This is a genomic window from Amphibiibacter pelophylacis (assembly GCF_037688875.1).
GTDB classification, from domain to species: domain Bacteria; phylum Pseudomonadota; class Gammaproteobacteria; order Burkholderiales; family Burkholderiaceae_C; genus Amphibiibacter; species Amphibiibacter pelophylacis.
This window is the reverse complement of sequence record NZ_JAWDIE010000020.1, coordinates 22,600-44,643: the sequence shown is the minus strand read 5'-3', so window position 1 is coordinate 44,643 and position 22,044 is coordinate 22,600. Positions and strand designations below refer to the sequence as shown.

The window sequence follows — 22,044 nt, the reverse complement described above, 5'->3', positions numbered from 1 at the left end:
GAACGTTGTAACGCCAAAGGTATCATGACTGTTCAGGCGGCCCGAGCGCCGTTCCCCCATAGACCCCAGCTCTGCAGGAGTAATCGAATGAACCCCTTGCGCATGCCCGCCCTGAGATCCCGACACCGCGCCCCGGCCATCGCGCTGTCTTTGGCCCTGGGGCTTTTGTCTGCCGCCGCTCCGGCGCTGGCCCATGGCGACGCGGCCGCGCCCGCACTGGGCGTGGTCAACCTGAACAGCAGCGCCACGCGCCAGGTGGATAATGATCTGCTGACCATCAATCTGCAGGCGCGCAGCCAGGGCGTGGACGCCCGTCAGGTGCAGGACCAGCTGCGCAGCGCGCTGGACGCCGCGCTGAAAACCGCCCGGCCCAAGGCGAAGGCGGGCGAGCTGGACGTGCAAAGCGGCGGGTTTTCGCTCTCGCCGCGCTACAGCAACCAGGGCGTGATCAGCGGCTGGCAGGGCCAGGCGACGCTGCAGATCAGCGGCACCGACCAGGCCGGCATCGCCCGTCTGGCGGGCGAAATCAGCACCATGACGGTCGCAGGCGTGCAGCAGGCCGTGTCGCGAGCCACACGCGAGCGGCTGGAGGCCGAAGTCACCACCGAGGCGCTGCGCCGCTTCCAGGCCCGCGCCCGCCAGGTCAGCAAGGACATGGGCTACGGCGGCTACGAGGTGCGCGAGCTGAACGTCTCCAGCGCCGAAGGCGGCGAGCGCCCGCCCATGGCGCCCATGATGATGCGCGCCGCCGCCATGGAAAAATCCGCCGATGTGCCGGTGGAAATGGGCCGCAGCGACGTCAGCATCAACGTGTCGGGCTCGGTGCAGATGACCCGCTAAATCAGATCAAACCAGGGATACACCATGAGCCAGATTCCAGTGAGCGCTGACGTCCAGTGCCTGAGCCCCGCCGGGCTGCACCGCATGCGCTATGTGTCCTGGGGGCCGCAGGATGCGCCCGACGTGCTGCTGTGCGTCCATGGCCTGACGCGCCAGGGCCGCGATTTCGACACCCTGGCGCAGCACATGGTGGCGTCTGCCGCGGCGGCGGGGCGGCCGCTGCGCGTGGTCTGCCCGGATGTGGTCGGGCGCGGCCTGTCCGACTGGCTGCCCGCCGCGCTGCAGGGCGCGGCCTATCAGGTGCCGCAGTACGCCGCCGACATGATCACCCTGATCGCCCGCCTGCGCGGCGAGGGCCTGCAGCGTCTGCACTGGGTGGGCACGTCGATGGGCGGGCTGATCGGTATGGGGGTGGCCGGGCTGCCGGACAGTCCGGTGGCGTCGCTGCTGCTCAACGATGTGGGGCCGGTGCTGGAAGTGGCCGCGCTGCGCCGCATCGGTACCTATGTGGGCACGCCGGTGCAGTGGCCGACCTTTGAGGCCGCCAGTGACGGCCTGTGGGCTGTTTCGGCCGGATTTGGTCCGCACACGCGCGAGCAGCAGCTCACCCTGAGCCGTCCGCAGCTGCGCCAGACCCACGACGCGCCCGATGCGCCCTGGGTGTCGCGCTACGACCCGGCCATCGCGGCGGCGTTCAGAAACATGGGCGACGAGCAGGTGGCGGCGGGCGAAGCCGCGCTGTGGCGCAGCTACGACGCCATCCGCTGCCCCACGCTGGTGCTGCGCGGGGCCGAATCGGATCTGCTCTCCGCCGAAACCCTGCAGGCCATGACCCAGCGCGGCCCGCGCGCCCAGACCGCGACGGTGGACGGCGTGGGCCACGCCCCCACCCTGGTCCAGCCCGAGCAGATGGCGGTGGTGGAACGGTTTGTGCTTGGGCAGATGGGAATAGAACAGGGCTGATAAACCAGCGGGTCAAAATTTAGCCAACACTCTGGCGAATCTCCGGGAGCCCTGATGCCGACGATCAGTATGTTTTACGGTATTTTCATCCGCATGTATTTTGCGCCGGGTGAACATCCACCCGCCCATTTTCATGTGTACTACGCTGAGTACAAGGCCACTGTGAATATTCACACCTGCGAAATCATGGATGGCGAATTACCCCGCAAACAGTCAAGGCTTGTTCTTGCTTGGGCGGAACTACATCAGGATGAGCTTCTTCGGAACTGGCGCCTGGTCATGGCGGGGCAAGAGCCGTTCATGGTGCAGCCGCTGGCCTGAGCCCTGGAAAGGATTTTTTATGTTGCCTCCCAGACTGATTCACGTTCAGGCACTTGATCACCACCGTCTGGCTGTCCGGTTTGCCAATGGCGATGCTGGCGAGCTGGATCTGCAGCCTTACCTCGATTTTGGTGTTTTTAGCCGCCTGCGTGATCCAGCGGTTTTTGCCCAAGCCAAAATAGGGTTTGATACCGTCGAGTGGCCTTGCGGGGTCGATCTTGATCCACTCTTTGTTTACGAGAAGGCCAGAATGACCGTGATGGCCAAATCCGGGTGATCGTCGCGTCTTTTTCTGAATGTCCATGAACGCTTCCGATTCGAGCCAGCACGCGGGTGAGGCCCCTGCCGCCTCTGCCGGCGTCCTCAACCTGCCCGAAACGCGCTTTGCCCTGACCGCGGGCGATACGCCCGAGGCGGCGCTGGAGCGGGCGCGACAGCTCGCCGGGCCGCTGCTGGCGGGGCAGGTGCTGGATACGGGCGAGGACAGCTGGCAGCACGCCTGCGGGGTCTCCGACATCCTGCACAGCATGGGCGCCAGCGATGCCATGCGCGCCGCCGCCTATCTGGTCTACGTGGCGCCGCTGTGGCAGCAGCCGCAGGAGCTCATCACCCGCCACTTTGGCGCCTCCTGGTCCGACATGGTGATGTCCACGATCCGCCTGATCCAGATCCAGCGCCAGGCGCGCGTGCTGGGCACCGAGGGCGATCTGGACGCCAGCCGCAGCGGGCAGGGCGGCCCGGCCGGGCAGATCGAGCGCGTGCGCAAGATGCTGCTGGCCTTCTCGCAGGATCTGCGCGTGGTGCTGCTGCGCCTGGCATCGCGGCTGCAGACGCTGCGCTATTTCGCCAGCCAGAAAATCCCCTGCCCGCAGGCGCTGGCGCGCGAATCGCAGGAGGTGTTCGCGCCGCTGGCCAACCGCCTGGGCATCTGGCAGATCAAGTGGGAGCTGGAGGATCTGTCCTTCCGCTTCCTGAACCCGCAGGATTACCACGCCATTGCCCGCCAGCTGGATGAGAAACGGGTCCAGCGCGAGGCCGATGTGGTGCAGATGGTGCAGCGCCTGCAGGACGTGCTGGGCCAGGCCGGGGTGGTGGCGCAGGTGGCCGGGCGGCCCAAACACATCTACAGCATCTGGAAGAAGATGCAGGGCAAGCGCCTGGATTTCGGCCAGGTTTACGACGTGCGCGCCTTTCGCGTCATCGTGGCCGACGTGCCCGCCTGCTACGCGGCGCTGGCCGCGCTGCAGTCGGCGTTTGAATCGCTGCCCGCGCAGTTCAAGGACTACATCGCCCGGCCCAAGCCCAACGGCTACCAGTCGCTGCACCTGGTGCTGCGCTGCGGTCAGGGCCGCCCCATGGAAGTGCAGGTGCGCACCGTGGGCATGCACGATCACGCCGAGTTCGGCGTCGCCGCGCACTGGGCCTACAAGGAGGCGGGCACCAAAGGTTACGCGGGCGTGGTGGCGGCCGGCGAGTTCGAGGACCGCGTGGCGCAGGCGCGCAAATCGGTGCTGGGCCAGCTGCTGGCCTGGGAGCGCGATCTGGCCAGCGCGCCGGGCGCGGCTGCCGCTGACGCCGGGGCGGAATCGTCCGAGGGGGGGCGCGTCTATGTCTTCACGCCCGATGCGCGCCTGGTCGAGCTGTCACGCGGCTCGACCCCCGTCGATTTTGCTTACGCCGTGCACACCGAGCTGGGCCACCGCTGCCGGGGTGCGCGCGTGGATGGCGTCATGGTCGCGCTGACCACGCCGCTGCGCCAGGGCCAGACGGTGGAGATCGTCGCCGCGAAAGAGGGCGGACCTTCGCGCGACTGGCTCAACCCCGAGGCGGCCTACCTGGGCAGCGCCCGGGCGCGGGCCAAGGTGCGCGCCTGGTTTAACCTGCAAAACCAGCAGCAGACGCAGGCGCGCGGCCGCGAGGTGCTTGAAAAGCTGCTGCAGCGCGAAGGCCGCACGGCCATCAACCTGGAGCAGCTCGCGGCTGGGCTGGGTTTCCGATCGGCGGAGAAGCTCTTCGAGGTCATCGGCAAGGACGAGCTGTCCATCCAGCAGGTGGCGCAGTTCCTGCGCCCCAGCCCCGTGCCGCCCCCGGCCTCGCAGGAACTGCCGCCCGAAGGCGCGGTGCAGGACTGGGCGCCGCGCCGCGCCGCCGCGCCAAGGCGCCGCAGCGGGGCGCGGGGCGACGTGCTGGTGGTGGGCATCGACTCGATGCTGACCACGCTGGCGGGCTGCTGCCACCCGGCGCCGCCCGACGCCATCAGCGGCTTCGTGACGCGCGGCCAGGGTGTCGCCGTGCACCGCAGCAGCTGCCGCAACCTGCAGCAGATGGTGCAGCGCTCGTCCGAGCGCGTCATCGAGGTGCAGTGGGACGAGCGCGCGCTGGCCGCGCCAGAACCCGGATCGACAGCCACGTCCGGCCGCGCCTTCGCCGTCCAGCTCTGCGTACTGGCCCGCGAACGGGCCCAGCTGATGCGCGATGTGGTCGATTTCCTGACCCGCCAGCGCGTCCACGTCACCCAGATCACCAGCCGCCGCGAGCGCCAGAACCCGCAGGACGTGCGCCTGCACCTGATGGTCGAAACCCGCGACACCCGCGCGCTGCAGGCCACGCTCAAAGCGCTGGCGCAGATCGACGGGGTGCGGCACGCCAGCCGCTTGTGAAGGTCTGATTGGATCGTCTGATCGTGGGTGAAGCTCTGATATGGTCTGGGCTTGCATTCAAAATCAGGAGACTTCGATGGCAGCACCGCAATTCACCCGCCGGGCTTTGTTCTGTTCTGTTCAGGCGGCCGCTCTGGCTGCTGCGCTGGTGGCGGCTTTTGCGGCCAGCCCGGCCCGTGCGGCGGGTTTTGATCCGGCCAAGGTCCAGCCCGAGGCGCCGGGTGTGGCCGCGCGCCTGCCTGATCCCCCCGTGCGCTATGACACGCCGGGCTTCGAGCCGGGCCAGACCGGCTTCACCAGCTACGCGCGGCTGACGCGCTTTGTCGAGGATCTGGCCGCGCAGTCGCCCAATGTGCAGCTGGAATCGGCCGGGGTGTCGCAGGAGGGCCGCAACCTGCACCTGCTGACGCTGGCGCAGGGCAGGCGCATCAACCCCGCGCTGCCCACGGTGCTGATGGTGGCCACCCAGCATGGCAACGAGCCCGCGCCAGCCGAGGCGGCGCTGGTGCTGGCGCAGCAGCTGGCCGCGAACCCGGACGGCATCCTGTCGCGCATCAACGTGCTGCTGGTGCCGCTGGCCAACCCCGATGGCTACGAGCGCTTCCAGCGCGCCACCGCCAGCGGTCTGGACATGAACCGCGACCACCTGCTGCTGCGCACCCCGGAAGCCGCCGCGCTGGCCGGGATCGCCCGGCGCTACGCGCCGCAGGTGGTGCTGGACCTGCACGAGTTCACCGTGGGCGGCCGCTGGGTGGACAAGTTTGGCGTGGTCCAGAAAAACGATGCGCTGCTGCAGAGCGCCAGCGTGGGCAACCTGGATCCGGCCCTGCGCGCTTTCGCCGAAAACCAGGTGCTGGCGCCCGCCCTGGCCGCGCTGGATCGGGCCGGGCTGACGGCCGCGCCGTATCACACGGCCAGCGATGATGCGCAGGACAAGGTCGTGTCCATGGGCGGCGTCCAGCCCGACACCGGCCGCAACGTCTACGGCTTGCGCAACAGCGTCAGCATCCTGCTGGAGACGCGCGGTGTGGGCATCGGCCGCGCGCACTTCCTGCGCCGCGTTTACACGCAGGTGACGCTGGCGCGCAGCGTGCTGGATTCGGCGGCGCGCCAGAGCAGCGCGCTGCTGGCCGCCGTGGCTGCTGCCGGACGCAGCGCAACGGCCAGCGCCTGCACGGGCGATCTGGTCGTCAGCGCCACGCACACGCCCCAGCCGCGCGATCTGGTCTATCTGGACGCCACCACCGGCGCCGACCGCACACTCAGCCTGGACTGGCGCGCCGCCGATCCGCTCAAGGTGCTGGCCACACGCCCGCGTCCCTGCGGCTATGTGCTGTCGGCCGACCAGACCCTGGCCGCGCAGACGCTGCAGCGCCTGGGCGTCACGGTGCAGCGCGTGCTGCAGCCCGCCGAAGTGGCGGGCGAGCGTTATCGCATTACGGCGGAGGACGAGGGTCAGCGCCAGGACGCGCGCGGTGCGATTGCGGCCAGCCAGGCCATCCGCAAGCTCAAGGTGGCGCTGGAGCCTGGCACGCAGTCCGTGCCTGCGGGCAGCTATTACGTTCCCCTGGCCCAGCCGATGTCTGGCCTGGTCAGCGCTGCGCTGGAGCCCGACAGCCAGAACAGCTACGTCGCCAACCGTCTGATTCCGCTCGACACCACCGCCCCGGACAGCCTGCGCCGCCTGACCCGTCCGCTCACGTCCGGGTTGCGCTGACGCGAGGCAGTCGCGTTCTGCGCGCCCTGGCGCATTTCTTCGCCCACAGGTGTAGCCAGAGGCTGGGGCGCTTGCACCAATCCGGTGCAGCGCCCGCTTCTGGTGCGTCGCCGCCAGGCCGGGCAGGGCGTCCTGCGGGCAAGAGACCACGCTGGATGCTGGCACAGCTCTTGCTTGAAAGGGAGATATCCCCCAACAGGAGCTCCCATGAAGCGCGTCACCGCCATCATCAAACCCTTCAAGCTGGACGAGGTCCGGCTGGCGCTGGCCGATGTCGGCGTCCAGGGCCTGACTGTGTCTGAAGTCAAGGGCTTTGGCCGACAGAAGGGCCACACCGAGATGTACCGGGGCGCCGAGTACGTCGTCGATTTCCTGCCCAAGGTGCAGGTGGACGTGGTCATCGCCGCCAGCGACCTGGAGCGCGTCATCGAGGCCATCGAAAAGGCCGCGCGCACCGGCAAGATCGGCGACGGCAAAATTTTTGTCACGCCAGTCGACGAGGTCGTGCGCATCCGCACGGGCGAAAGCGGCCACGCCGCGCTGTGACGCGCCGCCCCGGCCATTCCCTCTGAAGCATTCTTCCCATAACACCCCAAAAACCATGAAAACACTCCTCAAAACTCTGGGCCTGGGCGCGCTGGCGCTGGCCTCGTCGGCGGCCCTGGCGGCCGAGCCGGCCGTGAACAAGGGCGACGTCGCCTGGATGATGGTCTCGACCCTGCTGGTCCTGCTGATGGTGGTGCCGGGCCTGGCGCTGTTTTACGGCGGCCTGGTGCGCAGCAAGAACATGCTGTCGGTGCTGATGCAGGTCACCATGGTTTTCGCGCTGATCGCCGTGCTGTGGGCGGCTTACGGTTACAGCCTGGCCTTTGGCGGCGAGGGCCTGATCATCGGCAACCTGAGCAAGGTCTTCCTGCTGGGCATCACGCCCGATTCGCTGGCCGACACCTTCACGGCGGACGCGAAAATCCCCGAGCTGATTTTTGTCGCCTTCCAGCTGACCTTTGCAGGGATTTCGTGCGCGCTGATCGTGGGCTCCTTCGCCGAGCGCATGAAATTCAGCGCGGTGCTGCTGTTCTCGGTGCTGTGGTTCACTTTCAGCTACCTGCCCATCGCGCACATGGTCTGGGGCGCGGGCGGCTATCTGCTGGGGCAGGGCGCCATCGACTTTGCGGGCGGCACGGTGGTCCACATCAACGCGGCGGTGGCGGGCCTTGTGGGCGCCTACATGGTCGGCAAGCGCCTGGGCTATGGCCGCGAAGCCATGGCGCCGCACAACCTGACCTTCACCATGGTCGGCGCTTCGCTGCTGTGGGTGGGCTGGTTTGGTTTCAACGCCGGTTCCAATCTGGAGGCGAACGGCGGCGCAACACTGGCCTTCCTGAACACGCTGCTGGCCACGGCGGGCGCCATTCTGGCCTGGTCGCTGGGCGAGCACATCCACAAGGGCAAAGCGTCGATGCTGGGTGCGGCGTCGGGTATGGTCTCGGGCCTGGTCGCCATCACCCCGGCCTGCGGTTCGGTCGGGCCCATGGGCGCCATCGTGCTGGGGGTCATCGCCGGCTTCGCCTGCCTGTGGGGCGTGACGGGTCTCAAGCGCCTGCTGGGTGCCGATGACACGCTGGACGTGTTTGGCGTGCACGGCGTGGGCGGCATCGTGGGCGCCGTGCTGGTGGGCGTGTTCGCCAGCCCCGCGCTGGGCGGCACGGGCAAGGCCGATTACGACATGATGCACCAGCTGTGGGTGCAGATCGAAGGCGTGCTGATCACGCTGGCCTGGTCGGGCCTCGTGGCCTGGCTGTCCTTCACCGCCGTGCGCGCCATCACCGGTCTGCGCGTCACCGAAGAGCAGGAGCGCGAAGGCCTGGACATTAACTCGCACGGCGAGTCGGCTTACAACCGCTGATTCCTCGTCATCAAAAACCCCGCCGTGGCGCAGGCCCGGCGGGGTTTTTTGCGTCAGGCGCCCAGGCACCGTCTGAAATCGCAGCCAGAAATGATCCGGAATACGATTCTGGAAATGATAAAAGCCCCCAAATCTTTCGACTTGGGGGCTTGCATCTTGGTGCCCAGGAGAGGACTCGAACCTCCACGGAGTTACCCGCTAGTACCTGAAACTAGTGCGTCTACCAATTCCGCCACCTGGGCTTATAATCCTTGTCTGGCGTTCAAATGTTTTGTTCGCCGTTCAAAGAAGACAGGACTATAGCACCAAATTGGCTAAAAAAACAAAAAACCAGGCAAACAAGTCGGACATTCAGCCTGAAACCTCCTCCGGAAAGCGAAACGGCCCCGCAGCGGCCGGTCGCAGCGACGAATACGTCGGCGTGGTGATGGGTCACCGCGACGGTTTTGGCTTTGTCGTTCCCGAATCCTCGCGGCAGGGCCAGTCCATGGCCACGCGCAGCGCGCACTGGCTGGACGAGCCTGCCAGCTTCGGCAACATTGGCAGCCACGACACCGACATCGTGCTGAGCAGCGACCAGATGCGCACCGTCATGCACCGCGACGTGGTGCGCGTGCGCATCACCGGTCAGGACCGGCGTGGCCGGCCCGAAGGGCAGGTGGTCGAGATTCTGGCGCGCCAGCAGAAACGCCTGATCGGGCGTCTGGTGCGCGAACACGGCGTCTGGCTGGTCGCCCCCGAAGACCGGCGCTTCAGCCAGGACGTGCTGCTGCCCAGCGAAGCCGCCTGCGGCGAGGCGCGCGAAGGGCAGGTGGTGGAGGTCGAACTGACCGAGCAGCCCACCCTTTACACCCAGCCCAGCGGCCATGTGGTTGCGGTGCTGGGCGACATCGACGATCCGGGCATCGAGATCGACATGGCGGTGCGCAAGTTTGATCTGCCCTACGAATTCGACGCCGCCGTCATGGACGCCGCCGAAAAACTGCCGCCTGGCGTGCGTCCCGCCGACCGGCGCGGCCGCATTGATCTGACCGACGTGCCGCTGGTGACCATCGACGGCGAGGACGCGCGCGATTTCGACGATGCCGTCTACGCCCAGCCACACCCGGGCGACGCGCACACGCCGCCGGGCTGGCGCCTGATCGTGGCCATTGCCGACGTCAGCCACTATGTGAAGCCGCACGACGCCATCGACTCCGAGGCTGTCAACCGCGCCACCTCGGTTTACTTCCCGCGCCGCGTGATTCCCATGCTGCCCGAGAAGCTGTCCAACGGCCTGTGCTCGCTGGTGCCGCACCAGCCGCGTCTGGCGCTGGTCTGCGACATGGTGATTGACGGCGCTGGCGACATCGCCGCCTACCAGTTTTACCCGGCGGTGATCCGCTCGCACGAGCGCCTGACCTACACCACGGTCGCCGCCATGCTGACCAATTCGGCGGGGCCGGAAGCGCAGAAACACCGCGCGCTGCTGCCGCACCTGATCGACCTGCACGCCGTCTACCGCGTGCTGTTGCGCCGTCGCAACCAGCGCGGCGCGATGGAGTTCGAAACCGTCGAGACGCAGATGATCTGTGACGACGACGGCCGCATCCAGCGCATCGAGCCGCGCACGCGCAACGAGGCGCACCGCCTGATCGAAGAGGCCATGCTGGCCGCCAACGTCTGCGCGGCCGAGTTCATCGAGGACAGCGGTCACCCCGGCCTGTACCGTTCGCACGAGGGCCCGACGCCCGAGAAACGCGCCGCGCTGATCGCCTTCCTGCGCGCCATGGGCGTGGGCCTGAGTATCAGCGACGACCCGACCCCGGCCGAATTCCAGGCCATCGCCCGTGCCACCGCCGGGCGACCCGATGCGTTGCAGATCCAGACCATGCTGCTGCGTTCGATGCAGCAGGCGATCTATTCGCCCGTCAACAGCGGCCACTTTGGCCTGGCCTACGCCGCGTACACGCACTACACCAGCCCGATCCGGCGCTACCCCGATCTGCTGGTCCACCGCGTGATCAAGGCGCAGCTGCAGGACCGCAGTTACAACATCGTCACCGGCCGTCTGGTCGGCAAGCTGCCCGCCACGACGGCGATGCGCGTGCCGCGCAGCCAGCGCCCGGGCGCTCCGGCCGCTGCGCCCGTGGCCATGGACGCGCAGACGCAGGCGTGGGACGCCATGGGCGCGCACTGCAGCGCCTGCGAGCGCCGCGCCGACGAGGCGTCGCGCGACGTGCAGAACTGGCTCAAGTGCCGCTTCATGAGCGACTACCTGGGCCAGTCCTTCAGCGGCAAAGTCTCGGGCGTGACGGCGTTTGGCCTCTTCATCACCCTGAACGAGATGTACGTCGAGGGCCTGGTCCACATCAGCGAACTGGGCGGCGATTACTATCGTTTCGACGATGTGCGCCAGGAGCTGCGCGGCGAGCGCACGGGCATCCGCTACCGCCTGGGCGGCGCGGTTCAGGTGCAGGTGACGCGCGTGGATCTGGACGCGCGCAAGATCGATCTGCGCCTGCTGCGCGGCGACGAGGCGCTGACCGAGCCGCCCCAGCCCGTGCGCCCGGTGCGCCAGCGCGAGGCCCTGGCCGAACTGCCGCCCGCCGTCGCCACCAGCGTGGCGCTGCAGGCCGTTCAGGCGCAGGATCAGGCGACCAAGGCGCAGCGGCGCAAGCTGCAGGCCACCGGCTCTGCGGCCAAGGCCAAACCGGCAGCGGGCAAATCCGCCAAACCGGCCAAGGCCGCCAAAAAAGCCCCAGCGCCCAGCGCCCGCCCGGAGCGCGACGAGCCCGACGCGCCGGTGATCGAAGGCCGCAGCGGCCAGCCGCCCCGCATGGCCGCGCTGTTTTCGGCCAAAAAGGCGCGCTGAAATGAGTCTGGCGGCGGCGGACACGCCGTTTTTTCCCCACGTCACTGTCGCGGCCCTGATCGAACAGGAGGGCCGCTTTCTGCTGGTCGAGGAGCGCCAGAAAGGGCGGCTGGTGCTCAACAATCCGGCGGGCCACCTGGACCCGGGCGAATCGCTGGTCCAGGCCTGCGTGCGTGAGGTGCTGGAGGAAACCGCCCACGATTTCACCCCGACCGCGCTGGTGGGCGTTTACCTGTCGCGCTACATCGGCGATGACGCTCCGGCGATCGGCTCGCCGACTTTCGTGCGCTTCGCCTTTTGCGGCACCCTGGGCGCGCATCACCCGGACCGCGTGCTGGACAGCCCCATTACCCAGTGCCTGTGGCTCAGCCCCGACGAGATGCGCCAGCAGGCCGACCGCCTGCGCAGCCCCTCGGTCTGGCAGGGCGTTCAGGATTACCTCTGCGGCCGCCGCCTGCCGCTGGAGGCGCTGCATACGCATGCGTCGGTGTATGGGGGCGCAGGCACTGGCCTTCCCCGCGCATAAAATCCGCCTTCCTTCTTCTGACCTGCTGATCCCATGACCGAACTCGCCAAATCGTTCGAGCCCGCCGATATTGAAGCCCGCTGGGCCGCCGCCTGGGCGCAGTCGGGTGCTTTTGAGCCCACGCTGGACCCGGCGCGGGCCAGCTTCTGCATCCAGCTGCCGCCGCCCAATGTGACGGGCACGCTGCACATGGGCCACGCCTTCAACCAGACCGTGATGGATGCGCTGACCCGCATGCACCGCATGTCGGGTGACAACACGCTGTGGGTGCCCGGCACCGACCACGCGGGCATCGCCACGCAGATCGTGGTCGAGCGCCAGCTTCAGGCGCAGGGCATCAGCCGCCACGACATGGGCGCGACGCCGCCTGAAGCGCGCAAGAACTTCGTCGCCCGCGTCTGGGAGTGGAAGGCGCAGTCCGGCTCGACCATCACCACGCAGATGCGCCGCATGGGCGCCAGCGTGAGCTGGTCGCACGAATACTTCACCATGGACGAGTCGCTCTCGAAGGTTGTCACCGAGACCTTCGTGCGCCTCTTTGACGAAGGCCTGATCTACCGGGGCAAGCGACTGGTGAGCTGGGATCCGGTGCTGAAATCGGCTGTGTCCGATCTCGAGGTCGAAAGCGCCGAGGAAGACGGCTCGCTGTGGCACATCCGCTATCCCGTGGACGGGACGGACGAATCGCTGGTGGTGGCCACCACGCGCCCCGAAACCATGCTGGGCGACACCGCCGTCATGGTTCACCCCGAAGACGAGCGCTACACCCATCTGGTCGGCCGTCAGGTGCGCCTGCCCATCACCGGACGCCTGGTGCCGGTGATCAAAGACGATTACGTGGACAAGGATTTCGGCACCGGTGTGGTCAAGGTCACGCCCGCGCACGACCAGAACGACTATCAGGTCGGGTTGCGCCACAAGCTGCCCATGCTGACGATTTTCGATCTGGAAGCCCGCGTCACCGCCCACGAAACCCCGGACATTCCGGCGCAGTTCGTGGGCCAGGACCGATTTGCCGCCCGCAAGGCCATCGTCGCGCAGCTCGAAGCCGAAGGCCTGCTGGTCGAGGTGAAGAAGCACAAGCTCATGGTGCCGCGCTGCGCCCGCACTGGCCAGGTCGTCGAGCCCATGCTGACCGACCAGTGGTTTGTCGCCATGAGCCAGCCCAGCGCCAGCACGGGCCGCAGCATCGCCCAGGGCGCCATCGACGCCGTGGCCAGCGGCGGAGTCACTTTCGTGCCCGAGCAGTGGGTCAACACCTACAACCAGTGGATGAACAACATCCAGGACTGGTGCATCAGCCGCCAGCTCTGGTGGGGCCACCAGATTCCGGCCTGGTACGGCACGGGCGGCGAACTGTTTGTGGCCCGCAGCGAGGACGAGGCCCGCGCCCGCGCCAGCGCCGCCGGTTACAGCGGCGAGCTGGTGCGCGATCCGGACGTTCTGGACACCTGGTATTCCAGCGCGCTGGTGCCGTTCTCGACCATGGGCTGGCCCGAAAAAACGCCCGAGCAGGATCTCTTCCTGCCCTCCAGCGTGCTGGTGACGGGCTACGACATCATCTTTTTCTGGGTCGCCCGGATGATCATGATGACGAAGCACTTCACCGGCCAGGTACCGTTTCGGCACGTTTACATCCACGGTCTGGTGCTGGACGCGCAAGGCAAGAAGATGTCCAAATCCGAGGGCAATGTGCTGGATCCGGTCGATCTGATCGACGGCATCGCGCTGGCGCCGTTGCTGGACAAGCGCACCACCGGCCTGCGCAAGCCCGAAACCGCTCCCAAGGTGCGCAAGGCGACCGAGAAAGAATTCCCCGAAGGCATCCCGGCCTACGGCGCCGACGCGCTGCGCTTCACTTTCGCGGCCATGGCGACGCTGGGGCGCTCGATCAACTTCGACAGCAAGCGCTGCGAGGGCTACCGCAACTTCTGCAACAAGCTGTGGAACGCCACGCGCTTTGTGCTGATGAACTGCGAGGGCCAGGACTGCGGCCAGGCGCTGGGCGCGGACGAAGCCGCCGCGCTGCCGCTGTCCTTCGCCGACCGCTGGATCATCGGCGAGCTGCAGCGCACCGAGGCGCAGGTGGCGCAGGGCTTTGCGGCCTACCGTCTGGACGTGGTGGCCAATGCGCTCTACCAGTTCGTCTGGGACGAATATTGCGACTGGTATCTGGAACTGGCCAAGACGCAGCTGGCCGCCGCGCGCGATGCGGGCGATGGGGCGGCGCAGATCGCCACGCGGCGCACGCTGATCCGCGTGCTGGAAACCGTGCTGCGCCTGCTGCATCCGGTCACGCCCTTCATCACCGCCGAGCTGTGGCACAGCGTGGCGGCGCTGGCGGGCCGAAGCGCTGAAGAGATCGAGCGCGGTCTGGCGCTGGCGCCGTACCCGGTGGCGCAGCCCGAGCGCATCGACGCGGCCAGCGACCAGGCCATGACCTGGCTGAAGGCCTGGGTGGGGCAGGTGCGCTCGCTGCGCAGCGAGATGGGTCTGTCGCCCGCCCAGCGCGTGCCGCTGCGCTGGCACGCCAGCGATGCCACGCAGGCTGAGCTGCTGCGCCAGGCGCAGGCTCAGCTGGTGACGCTGGCCAAGCTCTCCGAGGGGATCGCTTACGAGGACAGCGCCGCTTTCGAGCGCGACTGTGCGCAGTCGGCGGTGGGCGTGTGCGGGCCGGTTCGGCTGTCGCTGCATGTCGAGATCGACGTGGCCGCCGAGCGCCTGCGCCTGAGCAAAGAGAGCGAGCGCCTGACGCAGGAGATCGCCAAAGCGCAGGCCAAGCTGGGCAACGAGGGCTTTGTCGCCCGTGCGCCCGAAGCGGTGGTGGCCCAGGAGCGCGAGCGTCTGGCCGGCTTTGAAGCCACGCTGGCGCGCGTGACCGAGCAGCTCGCGCGTCTGGCCTGATCGCCGTGCCCGGGTTCGAGCAGCTCGCCGGTTTCCTGCTGGCGGCTGTGCTGATCACGGCCTCGCCCGGGCCCGACAACCTGCTGGTGCTGGGCATGGGTCTGTCGCAGGGGCGGCGCCAGGGCATTGCTTTTGGCCTGGGTTGCGCCATGGGCTGCCTGTGGCACACGCTGCTGGCCGTCGCGGGCGTGAGCGTGCTGCTGGCCGCGTCGCCACTGGCGTTTGCCCTGCTGCAGCTGGCGGGCGGCGCTTACCTGATCTGGCTGGGTGTGCAGGCGCTGCGCAGCCGGGGCGGCGCGCGCGCCGCTGCCGACGTGGGCGCTGGCGCATCGCTGAACCGCCTGTTCTGGCGCGGCGTGCTGGCCAACGCCATCAACCCCAAGGTGGCGCTGTTTTTCCTGTCTTTCCTGCCGCAGTTCGTGGTCGGCGGTCACGGCGCCGTGCCCCTGCAGATGGCCGTGCTGGGCGCTGTTTTCACCGCGCAGGCTGCGCTGCTGTTTGGCCTGCTGGGCTATTTCGCCGGGCGCCTGGGCGGTGTGCTGGAGCGCTCACCCCGCATCGGCCTGTGGCTGGACCGCATCGCAGGCGGCGTCTTCATCGCCCTGGGATTGCGGCTGATGCTGATGGTCGCGCACTGATCCGGCCACAGCGCTTGGCCGGGAAGAGCGGCTTCAGCCCTCGTGCCAGTTCACCCCGAACGCCGCGCTGACCAGCACCAGGATGCCGAAGGCGATGCGGTACCACGCGAAAATGGTGAAGGTGTTGGTCGAGACAAAGCGCAGCAGCCAGCGCACGCAGACCATGGCACTCAGGAAGGCGAAGAGGGTGCCGATCAGGAAGACGGGCAGATCAGAGATGTGCAGGATGTCGCGGTTCTTGAGCAGCGAATAGGCGCCCGCCGCCAGCAGCGTGGGGATGCCCAGGAAGAAGCTGAACTCGGTTGCGGCCGCGCGCGACAGGCCCATCCACATGCCGCCGATGATGGTCGAGCCCGAGCGGCTGGTGCCCGGGATCAGCGCCAGGCACTGCAGGCAGCCGACTTTCAGGGCGTCCAGCGGCGTCATGTCGTCCACCGACTGGATGCGCGCGGCGGCGTCACCGCCCCGGTTTTTCTGGCGCCGCTCGACCGCCAGAATGATCAGGCCACCGATGATGAAGGCCGAGGCCACGGACACCGGGTTGAACAGGTATTCCTTGACCAGCTTGCCCACCACCAGACCGATGACGGCAGCGGGAATGAAGGCGATGACGATGTTCAGCGTCAGCCGCCGCGCCTTGGGCTCATAACTCAGGCCCGAGATGGTCGAGGTGATGCGTTCCTTGTAGACCCACATCACCGCCAGGATGGCGCCGGTCTGGATGGCGATCTCGAAGACCTTGGCCATTTCGCCCGTGAAACCGATGATGTGTCCGGCCAGGATCAGGTGTCCGGTGGACGAGATCGGCAGGAATTCGGTCAGCCCCTCGACGATGCCCATCACCGCCGCCTTGATCCACAGGACCATGTCCATATCGTTCACTCCTGGCCCAGCGGGGCCGTACTGGCTGTCAAAGGCGGCGATGTTATCACCTGATTTTCGTGCAGCGGCAGGTGGCGGCTGAACTGCTGGGCCAGGAAGCCCTCGGCGCGCTCCAGCATGAAATAGCGGAAGGCCTCGGCGGCGGGCGAGAGCAGCCGCGCCTGCGGATGCACCACATTCCAGCCCCGGATCACCGGGCCGCCCTGGACGTCCAGCAGGCGGATCAGGCCGTTGTCCAGCTCCAGGCCCAGCGTGTGCAGCGAGAGAAAACTCAGGCCCATCCCGGCCATCACGGCCTGCTTGATGGTCTCGTTGCTGGACATTTCCATCACCACGCGCGGCTCGAAGTGACGCTTTTCGAAAAACGCTTCCATGGCCGCGCGCGTGCCCGAACCCGGCTCACGCAGGATGAAGCCGTGCTGGCGCAGCCAGTCCAGCGGCAGATGCTGCTCGCGCGCCAGCGGGTGGTCGGGCGGGGCGACGAAGACGTGAGGCTGCGCCGCGAAGGGTTCGGCGCGGCAGGAGAACTCGGTCGGCGGGCGGCCCATGATGGCGATGTCGACCTCGCCGTCGTGCAGCATTTTGGCCAGCTGGGTGCGGTTGCCGACCTCCAGCTTCATGTCCACGCCCTCGTGCTCGCGACGGAATTCGGCCAGCAGGCGCGGTACGAAGTATTTGGCCGTGCTGACCATGCCGATGGTCAGCGTGCCGATTTCGATGTGCTGCAGCCGTGCGGCGGTGTCCTGCGCGTCTTTCAGGGTGGCCAGGATCTTGCGCGCGTGCACCAGCATGTACTCGCCCGCCGTGGTCAGCGAGACCTGGCGGCCCTTGCGGTCGAACAGCGGCAGGCCGACGTGGCCTTCCAGCTCCTTGACCTGCATGGTGATGGCGGGCGGCGTCAGGTGCAGGGCATCGGCCGCGCGGGCAAAGCTGAGGTGGCGGGCCACTTCGTTGAAGACCCGCAGCTGGCGGAAGGTGGCGTTTTTCATGCGGCGCTCCTTGAGGTTCAGAAAATCATAAACTGAAATGCCATAAAAACTCAATTGTGCTGAGTTGTTTCCCCGCATACAGTGCCTCCATCCCGAATCATTCACTGAAAGCGAGACAACCATGGACCAATCTTCACGTTACGCTGATCTGAGCCTGAAAGAATCCGACCTGATCGCCGGGGGCCATCACATTCTGGTCGCCTACACCATGCGTCCCAAGGCCGGTTACGGCTACCTGTCGGCGGCGGCGCACTTCGCGGCCGAATCGTCCACAGGGACCAACGTCGAGGTCTCGACCACCGACGAGTTCACCAAAGGCGTGGACGCGCTCGTCTACCAGATCGACGAGGCGCGCGGCGAAATGCGCATCGCCTACCCGCTGGACCTGTTCGACCGCAACATCACCGACGGCCGCATGATGATGGTCAGCTTCCTGACCCTGGCCATCGGCAACAACCAGGGCATGGGTGACATCGAGTGCGCCAAGATGATTGACTTCTGGGTGCCGCCCCGCGCCATCCAGCTGTTCGACGGCCCGGCCAAAGACATCTCCGACCTGTGGCGCATCCTGGGCCGCCCGGTCAAGGACGGCGGCTATATCGCCGGAACCATCATCAAACCCAAGCTGGGCCTGCGCCCCGAGCCCTTCGCGCGCGCCGCCTACGAATTCTGGCTGGGCGGCGATTTCATCAAGAACGACGAGCCCCAGGGCAACCAGACTTTCGCGCCGATGAAGAAGGTCATCCCGCTGGTCTACGACGCCATGAAGCGCGCCATGGACGAAACCGGCCAGGCCAAGCTGTTCTCGGCCAACATCACCGCCGACGACCACTACGAAATGATTGCCCGGGGCGAGTACATCCTTGAGCAGTTCGGCCCCGACGCCGACAAGGTCGCCTTCCTGGTCGACGGCTATGTCGGCGGCCCCGGCATGATCACCACGGCGCGCCGCTGCTTCTCCAGCCAGTACCTGCACTACCACCGCGCAGGCCACGGCGCCGTGACCAGCCCCAGCAGCAAGCGGGGCTACACCGCCTACGTGCTGGCCAAAATGTCGCGTCTGCAGGGCGCATCGGGCATCCACGTCGGGACCATGGGTTACGGCAAGATGGAAGGCGAGAAGGACGACCGCGCCATCGCCTACATCATCGAGCGTGACAGCTACCAGGGCCCGGTCTACCACCAGGAGTGGTATGGCATGAAGCCCACGACGCCCATCATCTCGGGCGGCATGAACGCGCTGCGCCTGCCGGGCTTCTTCCAGAACCTGGGCCACGGCAACGTGATCAACACGGCGGGGGGCGGCTCTTACGGCCACATCGACAGCCCGGCGGCCGGTGCGCTGTCGCTGCGCCAGGCTTACGAGTGCTGGAAGGCCGGCGCCGACCCCATCGAATGGGCCCGCGAGCACCGCGAATTCGCCCGCGCCTTTGAATCCTTCCCGGGCGATGCCGACGCGCTCTTCCCGGGCTGGCGCGACAAGCTGGCGGGTCACCGCTGAGCAGGGGGCGGCGATGAATGCGCCTGTGACCGATTCCGCCGTGTCTGCGGCGACATCCGTGCCAACGGCCTCGCTGGCGCAGCGCCTGGACGCCGAGCCCTGGTACCGCCCCCAGGGCGACGAGCTGGCGCAGTTCTCGGCCGCAGCGGCAGCCGGGCTGCCGGTGATGCTCAAGGGCCCGACGGGCTGCGGCAAATCGCGCCTGGTCGAGCACATGGCCTGGCGCCTGGGCCGCCCGCTGGTCACCGTGGCCTGCAACGAGGACATGACCGCCGCCGACCTGGTCGGCCGCTTCCTGCTCGATGCCACCGGCACGCGCTGGCAGGACGGCCCGCTGGCGCAGGCGGCGCGTCTGGGCGCGGTCTGCTATCTGGACGAAGTGGTCGAAGCGCGTGCCGACACCACCGTCGTCATCCACGCCCTGACCGACCACCGCCGCAGCCTGCCCATGGACAAAAAGGGCGAGCTGTTGCAGGCGCATCCCGATTTCCTGCTGGTGATCTCCTTCAACCCGGGCTACCAGAACCTCAGCAAGGAACTGAAACCTTCGACGCGCCAGCGCTTTGTCGCGCTGGACCTGGATTACCCCGACGCGGCCACCGAGGCCGCCATCGTCAGCGGCGAAACCGGCCTGGATGCCGATCGCGCTGCGCGTCTGGTGCAGATCGCGCAGGCCAGCCGCCGCCTGCGCGGCCAGGGCCTGCGCGAAGGCATGTCCACGCGCCTGCTGGTTTACGCCGCGCGCCTGCTGCTGCAGGGCCTGCCCTGGGCCAGCGCCTGCCGCACCGCGCTGGTGCAGCCGGTCAGCGACGACGCCACGCTGCAGCAGGCTCTGCTCGACACCGTGATGGCGCTGGGCGAGCCCGCTTCAGCCTCCTGACCGGCCATGAACGCGCTGCCCCCCGCGGCCGTGCAGGGCGCTGATTGTCAGGCTGACGCCTGGCAGCTTCTGGACTGCGCGCTGCCCGAGCTCAAAACCGCCTGGCCCAGCCTGTGGCCTGATCTGCGCCGCTGGCTGGATGACGGCACGTCGCGTCTGGGCGCCGAAGTGGCCCGTGCGCGGCTGGACCAGGTGCTGGCCGAAGCCGGGCGCCTGGGCCGGCTGGGGCGCGGCGCGGCGCCGCTGCTGGCCGCGCTGCAGGGCTGGCCGCAGGCGCTCGATGCGCTGGCGGACGAGGCGGACGCAGACGCTGATGCCGTCTGGACCGCCTGGCACGATCTGGTGCGCGACTGGCAGCGCTCGCCCAACGCGGCCGCGCTGGCGACGCTGCTGGCGCATCTGCCGGACACGGCGCGCACCTGTGCGGGATCGCCGCCGCGCCTGACGGGCTGGTGGACGCTGCTGCGCCGCCTGGCGCACGAGACCAGTGTGTCCATTCACGGCCACCACCGCACGCACGCCAGCCCCTGTCTGGACGAAGCCATCGCGCTGGGCGCCGATCTGCTGGCCGTCTGGCCGCTGGACGCCCTCACGCAGTGGCTCGATTGGGGCCTGCGCCTGCACAGCGGCCATCCGCCCCGTTTGCGCGATTATTTTGCCGCGCGCAGCCCCGACAGCCTGGCGCTGCTGGCCCGCCTTCGCCCGGGCACGGCGCTGGAAACCCTGCAGCCGCGCCTCGATGCCAACGCCCGCGCCCTGTGGGGCAGCGCGCCGCTGCTGGCGCCGGTGCGCACCTGGGGACGCCAGGCGCCGATGGGCTTCGTCGCCTGCTGGCAGGGCGACACGCTGCTGCTGCCCGACGTGCTGGACGTGCGCGACGGCGTCCCGGCCCACACCCGCTACCTGCTGCGCATGGCTCACGCCCTGGGCCACCGCCGCCACAGCACGCCGCTGGCGGCCGGGCAGCACAGCCTGCTGCAGCGCCTGGCCATTGGCGTGTTTGAAGACGCGCGCATCGACACCCTGCTGCTGCGCGATCTGCCGGGCTGGCAGCCGCTGCTGCGCCAGCTCCACCCGCTGCCCACGCCGCAGGCCGCGGCCCAGGGCTGGCCGGCGCGGCTGCTGCAGCTCTCGGCAGCGCTGATGGGCTGGTGGCCGGAACCTGCTTCTGACGGTGAAACGGCTGGGCCGCTCACGCAGGCCTGCGCCGCTTTCCGCCAGGTGCTGGCGGACGGGAAAGGCGAGGGCAGCACCGCGCAGATGGCGCGTCTGGCCGTGGACTGGCTGGTGGCCTGCCAGCGCCAGAATCCTGCGCAAAGTCCGGCCGGCGCGGCCTTGCCCGGTGCGGGCTGGCTGGACGAGGTCTCGCTGGTCGCCGTCGATTACCGCGACGACAACCGCCTGCTCTGGCCCATTCTGGACGACGATAACGCCGCCGATGCCGATCAGGCCCGCAGCGCACCGCCCGACGCCCCGCGCCTGCCGCCGCGCCTTTACCCCGAATGGGACGAGGCGCTGGGCTGCGACAAGCCCGACTGGGTCAGCGTCCACGAGGCGCTGCTGCACAGCGCCAGCCCGGTGGCGCTGGACGCGCTGCTGGCCGGGCAGGGCGCGCTGCGCGAGCGTCTGGCGCGGCAGTGGGCGCGGGTCTGGCCGCACGGGCGCGGGCGTGTGCGCCGTCTGGCGCGCGGCAGCGAGCTGGATCTCGATCTGGCCCTGCAGGCCGCCACCGACTGGCGCTGCGGCCTGCTGCCCGACGAGCGCATCGAGCAGCATCACCGCCCCGACAGCCGCGACCTGAGCGTGCTTATCCTGCTTGATCTGTCAGCCTCGCTGGCCGATCCGCTGGCGCCGGGCGAAGGGCAGGTGGCGGGCGGCCTGAATGGCGCCATTGCGCTGCCGCACCGTCTGGCGCTGAGCCAGCTCGCCGTGGCGCTGCTGCTGGACACGCTGGGCGACGCCGTGCCCGTGGCGGTCGCGGGCTTTCATTCCAACGGCCGCCATGCGGTGCATTACTGGCACATCAAGGGCTTCGACGAGCCCGCCGCCGGGGCGCCTCGACAGCGCCTGGCCGCACTGCAGCCCGCCTGGTCCACGCGCCTGGGCCCCGCACTGCGCCATGCGGGCGCGAGCCTGTTGCACCAGCGCACCGCCGCGCGCCTGCTGCTGGTCCTGACCGATGGCGAACCCGCCGACATCGATGTACCGCCCGGCGCGCCCGACCTGCTGCGCGACAGCCAGCGCGTCGTCCAGCAGCTGCGCAGCCAGGGGTTGACGGTCTACGGCATCGGGCTGGAAGGCGCGCCGGCCAGCGCCGATCCGGACCGCATCGCCTACATGCCCGCCATTTTTGGCGCGCAGCATAGCGCGCTGGCCCACCCGGGCGACTTGCCCGAAGCGCTGGGGCAGGCCGTGTGGCGGCTGGGTACGGGGCGCTGAAGCGCAGCGCTCTTGGCTCGGGAG

At 68.3% G+C, this 22,044-nt stretch carries 17 protein-coding genes and 1 tRNA gene; 15 read left to right on the top strand and 3 right to left on the bottom strand.

The features are described from left to right. The first annotated feature begins 87 nt into the window (after nt 1-87). The 8 genes from RV045_RS12030 to RV045_RS11995 all read left to right on the top strand — a co-directional run bounded on the left by RV045_RS12030 (nt 88) and on the right by RV045_RS11995 (nt 8,407). Entirely contained in the window at nt 88-840 is a 753-nt protein-coding gene (locus RV045_RS12030; protein ID WP_423236036.1) for an SIMPL domain-containing protein, read from the top strand. 24 nt (nt 841-864) lie between these two features. Beyond that, complete coding sequence (locus RV045_RS12025) at nt 865-1,803, top strand: alpha/beta fold hydrolase (protein WP_423236035.1); 939 nt, start codon at nt 865-867, stop codon at nt 1,801-1,803. Nucleotides 1,804-1,857: 54 nt separating this feature from the next. After that, nucleotides 1,858-2,124 carry a DUF4160 domain-containing protein gene (locus RV045_RS12020; protein WP_423236034.1) on the top strand — a complete coding sequence of 89 codons (267 nt, stop codon included), beginning with the start codon at nt 1,858-1,860 and terminating at the stop codon, nt 2,122-2,124. Beyond that, a complete protein-coding gene (locus tag RV045_RS12015) occupies nt 2,054-2,401 on the top strand; it encodes a DUF2442 domain-containing protein (protein WP_423236033.1) in 348 nt (115 codons plus the stop codon). Before RV045_RS12020 ends, RV045_RS12015 begins: the two co-directional genes overlap by 71 nt. Nucleotides 2,402-2,420: 19 nt before the next feature. Further along, nucleotides 2,421-4,784 (top strand): RelA/SpoT family protein, encoded by a 2,364-nt coding sequence (locus RV045_RS12010; protein WP_423236032.1) that lies wholly within the window; start codon nt 2,421-2,423, stop codon nt 4,782-4,784. 76 nt (nt 4,785-4,860) lie between these two features. Then, nucleotides 4,861-6,501 carry a M14 family metallopeptidase gene (locus RV045_RS12005; protein WP_423236031.1) on the top strand — a complete coding sequence of 547 codons (1,641 nt, stop codon included), beginning with the start codon at nt 4,861-4,863 and terminating at the stop codon, nt 6,499-6,501. 207 nt (nt 6,502-6,708) lie between these two features. Beyond that, nucleotides 6,709-7,047, top strand: coding sequence for a P-II family nitrogen regulator (locus tag RV045_RS12000; RefSeq protein WP_423236030.1), 339 nt, complete (start codon nt 6,709-6,711; stop codon nt 7,045-7,047). A 55-nt stretch (nt 7,048-7,102) separates the two neighbouring features. Then, the gene (locus RV045_RS11995; protein ID WP_423236029.1) at nt 7,103-8,407 is read left to right on the top strand and encodes an ammonium transporter; all 1,305 of its coding nucleotides are present in this window, start codon (nt 7,103-7,105) and stop codon (nt 8,405-8,407) included. Between the two features lie 157 nt (nt 8,408-8,564). Here RV045_RS11995 and RV045_RS11990 read toward each other — a convergent pair. Further along, nucleotides 8,565-8,649 (bottom strand) — tRNA-Leu (locus tag RV045_RS11990). 185 nt (nt 8,650-8,834) lie between these two features. On the opposite strand from RV045_RS11990, the gene rnr reads away from it, so the two are divergent. Genes rnr through RV045_RS11970 form a run of 4 tightly spaced genes read left to right on the top strand, consistent with a single transcriptional unit; the run spans nt 8,835 to nt 15,329 of the window. Beyond that, nucleotides 8,835-11,261, top strand: a complete 2,427-nt coding sequence (rnr, locus tag RV045_RS11985) for a ribonuclease R (protein WP_423236053.1) — start codon at nt 8,835-8,837, stop codon at nt 11,259-11,261. A 1-nt stretch (nt 11,262) separates the two neighbouring features. Beyond that, on the top strand, nt 11,263-11,787 hold the full coding sequence (locus RV045_RS11980) for an NUDIX hydrolase (RefSeq protein WP_423236028.1): 525 nt from the start codon (nt 11,263-11,265) through the stop codon (nt 11,785-11,787). A 33-nt stretch (nt 11,788-11,820) separates the two neighbouring features. Beyond that, nucleotides 11,821-14,691, top strand: coding sequence for a valine--tRNA ligase (locus tag RV045_RS11975; protein ID WP_423236027.1), 2,871 nt, complete (start codon nt 11,821-11,823; stop codon nt 14,689-14,691). Nucleotides 14,692-14,696: 5 nt separating this feature from the next. Continuing rightward, on the top strand, nt 14,697-15,329 hold the full coding sequence (locus tag RV045_RS11970; RefSeq protein ID WP_423236026.1) for a LysE family translocator: 633 nt from the start codon (nt 14,697-14,699) through the stop codon (nt 15,327-15,329). Nucleotides 15,330-15,362: 33 nt separating this feature from the next. Here the strand turns inward: RV045_RS11970 and RV045_RS11965 are convergent, their stop codons facing one another. Beyond that, nucleotides 15,363-16,202, bottom strand: a complete 840-nt coding sequence (locus RV045_RS11965) for an undecaprenyl-diphosphate phosphatase (protein ID WP_423236025.1) — start codon at nt 16,200-16,202, stop codon at nt 15,363-15,365. A 5-nt stretch (nt 16,203-16,207) separates the two neighbouring features. Further along, nucleotides 16,208-17,200, bottom strand: a complete 993-nt coding sequence (locus RV045_RS11960) for a LysR family transcriptional regulator (protein ID WP_423236024.1) — start codon at nt 17,198-17,200, stop codon at nt 16,208-16,210. Nucleotides 17,201-17,321: 121 nt separating this feature from the next. Between RV045_RS11960 and RV045_RS11955 the strand changes: the two genes are divergently transcribed. From RV045_RS11955 to RV045_RS11945, 3 genes are read left to right on the top strand one after another with little or no spacing between them, the layout of a single operon-like run. Then, the gene (locus RV045_RS11955) at nt 17,322-18,701 is read left to right on the top strand and encodes a ribulose-bisphosphate carboxylase (protein WP_423236023.1); all 1,380 of its coding nucleotides are present in this window, start codon (nt 17,322-17,324) and stop codon (nt 18,699-18,701) included. 13 nt (nt 18,702-18,714) lie between these two features. After that, a complete protein-coding gene (locus RV045_RS11950) occupies nt 18,715-19,581 on the top strand; it encodes a CbbQ/NirQ/NorQ/GpvN family protein (RefSeq protein ID WP_423236022.1) in 867 nt (288 codons plus the stop codon). 6 nt (nt 19,582-19,587) lie between these two features. Then, nucleotides 19,588-22,020: a nitric oxide reductase activation protein NorD gene (locus tag RV045_RS11945; protein ID WP_423236021.1), complete on the top strand. Its 2,433-nt coding sequence runs from the start codon at nt 19,588-19,590 to the stop codon at nt 22,018-22,020. The last annotated feature ends 24 nt before the right edge of the window (nt 22,021-22,044 follow it).

What these genes read in the sequence shown, in the direction of transcription:
- RV045_RS11955 (WP_423236023.1), top strand. Translation starts at nt 17,322, where the DNA reads ATGGACCAATCTTCACGTTACGCTGATCTGAGCCTGAAAGAATCCGAC.
- RV045_RS12025 (WP_423236035.1), top strand. Translation starts at nt 865, where the DNA reads ATGAGCCAGATTCCAGTGAGCGCTGACGTCCAGTGCCTGAGCCCCGCC.
- RV045_RS12030 (WP_423236036.1), top strand. Translation starts at nt 88, where the DNA reads ATGAACCCCTTGCGCATGCCCGCCCTGAGATCCCGACACCGCGCCCCG.
- RV045_RS12020 (WP_423236034.1), top strand. Translation starts at nt 1,858, where the DNA reads ATGCCGACGATCAGTATGTTTTACGGTATTTTCATCCGCATGTATTTT.
- RV045_RS11945 (WP_423236021.1), top strand. Translation starts at nt 19,588, where the DNA reads ATGAACGCGCTGCCCCCCGCGGCCGTGCAGGGCGCTGATTGTCAGGCT.
- RV045_RS12005 (WP_423236031.1), top strand. Translation starts at nt 4,861, where the DNA reads ATGGCAGCACCGCAATTCACCCGCCGGGCTTTGTTCTGTTCTGTTCAG.
- RV045_RS11950 (WP_423236022.1), top strand. Translation starts at nt 18,715, where the DNA reads ATGAATGCGCCTGTGACCGATTCCGCCGTGTCTGCGGCGACATCCGTG.
- RV045_RS11980 (WP_423236028.1), top strand. Translation starts at nt 11,263, where the DNA reads ATGAGTCTGGCGGCGGCGGACACGCCGTTTTTTCCCCACGTCACTGTC.
- RV045_RS12000 (WP_423236030.1), top strand. Translation starts at nt 6,709, where the DNA reads ATGAAGCGCGTCACCGCCATCATCAAACCCTTCAAGCTGGACGAGGTC.
- RV045_RS11960 (WP_423236024.1), bottom strand. Translation starts at nt 17,200, where the DNA reads ATGAAAAACGCCACCTTCCGCCAGCTGCGGGTCTTCAACGAAGTGGCC.
- RV045_RS11965 (WP_423236025.1), bottom strand. Translation starts at nt 16,202, where the DNA reads ATGGACATGGTCCTGTGGATCAAGGCGGCGGTGATGGGCATCGTCGAG.
- RV045_RS12015 (WP_423236033.1), top strand. Translation starts at nt 2,054, where the DNA reads ATGAGCTTCTTCGGAACTGGCGCCTGGTCATGGCGGGGCAAGAGCCGT.
- RV045_RS11975 (WP_423236027.1), top strand. Translation starts at nt 11,821, where the DNA reads ATGACCGAACTCGCCAAATCGTTCGAGCCCGCCGATATTGAAGCCCGC.
- RV045_RS11995 (WP_423236029.1), top strand. Translation starts at nt 7,103, where the DNA reads ATGAAAACACTCCTCAAAACTCTGGGCCTGGGCGCGCTGGCGCTGGCC.
- rnr (WP_423236053.1), top strand. Translation starts at nt 8,835, where the DNA reads ATGGGTCACCGCGACGGTTTTGGCTTTGTCGTTCCCGAATCCTCGCGG.
- RV045_RS12010 (WP_423236032.1), top strand. Translation starts at nt 2,421, where the DNA reads ATGTCCATGAACGCTTCCGATTCGAGCCAGCACGCGGGTGAGGCCCCT.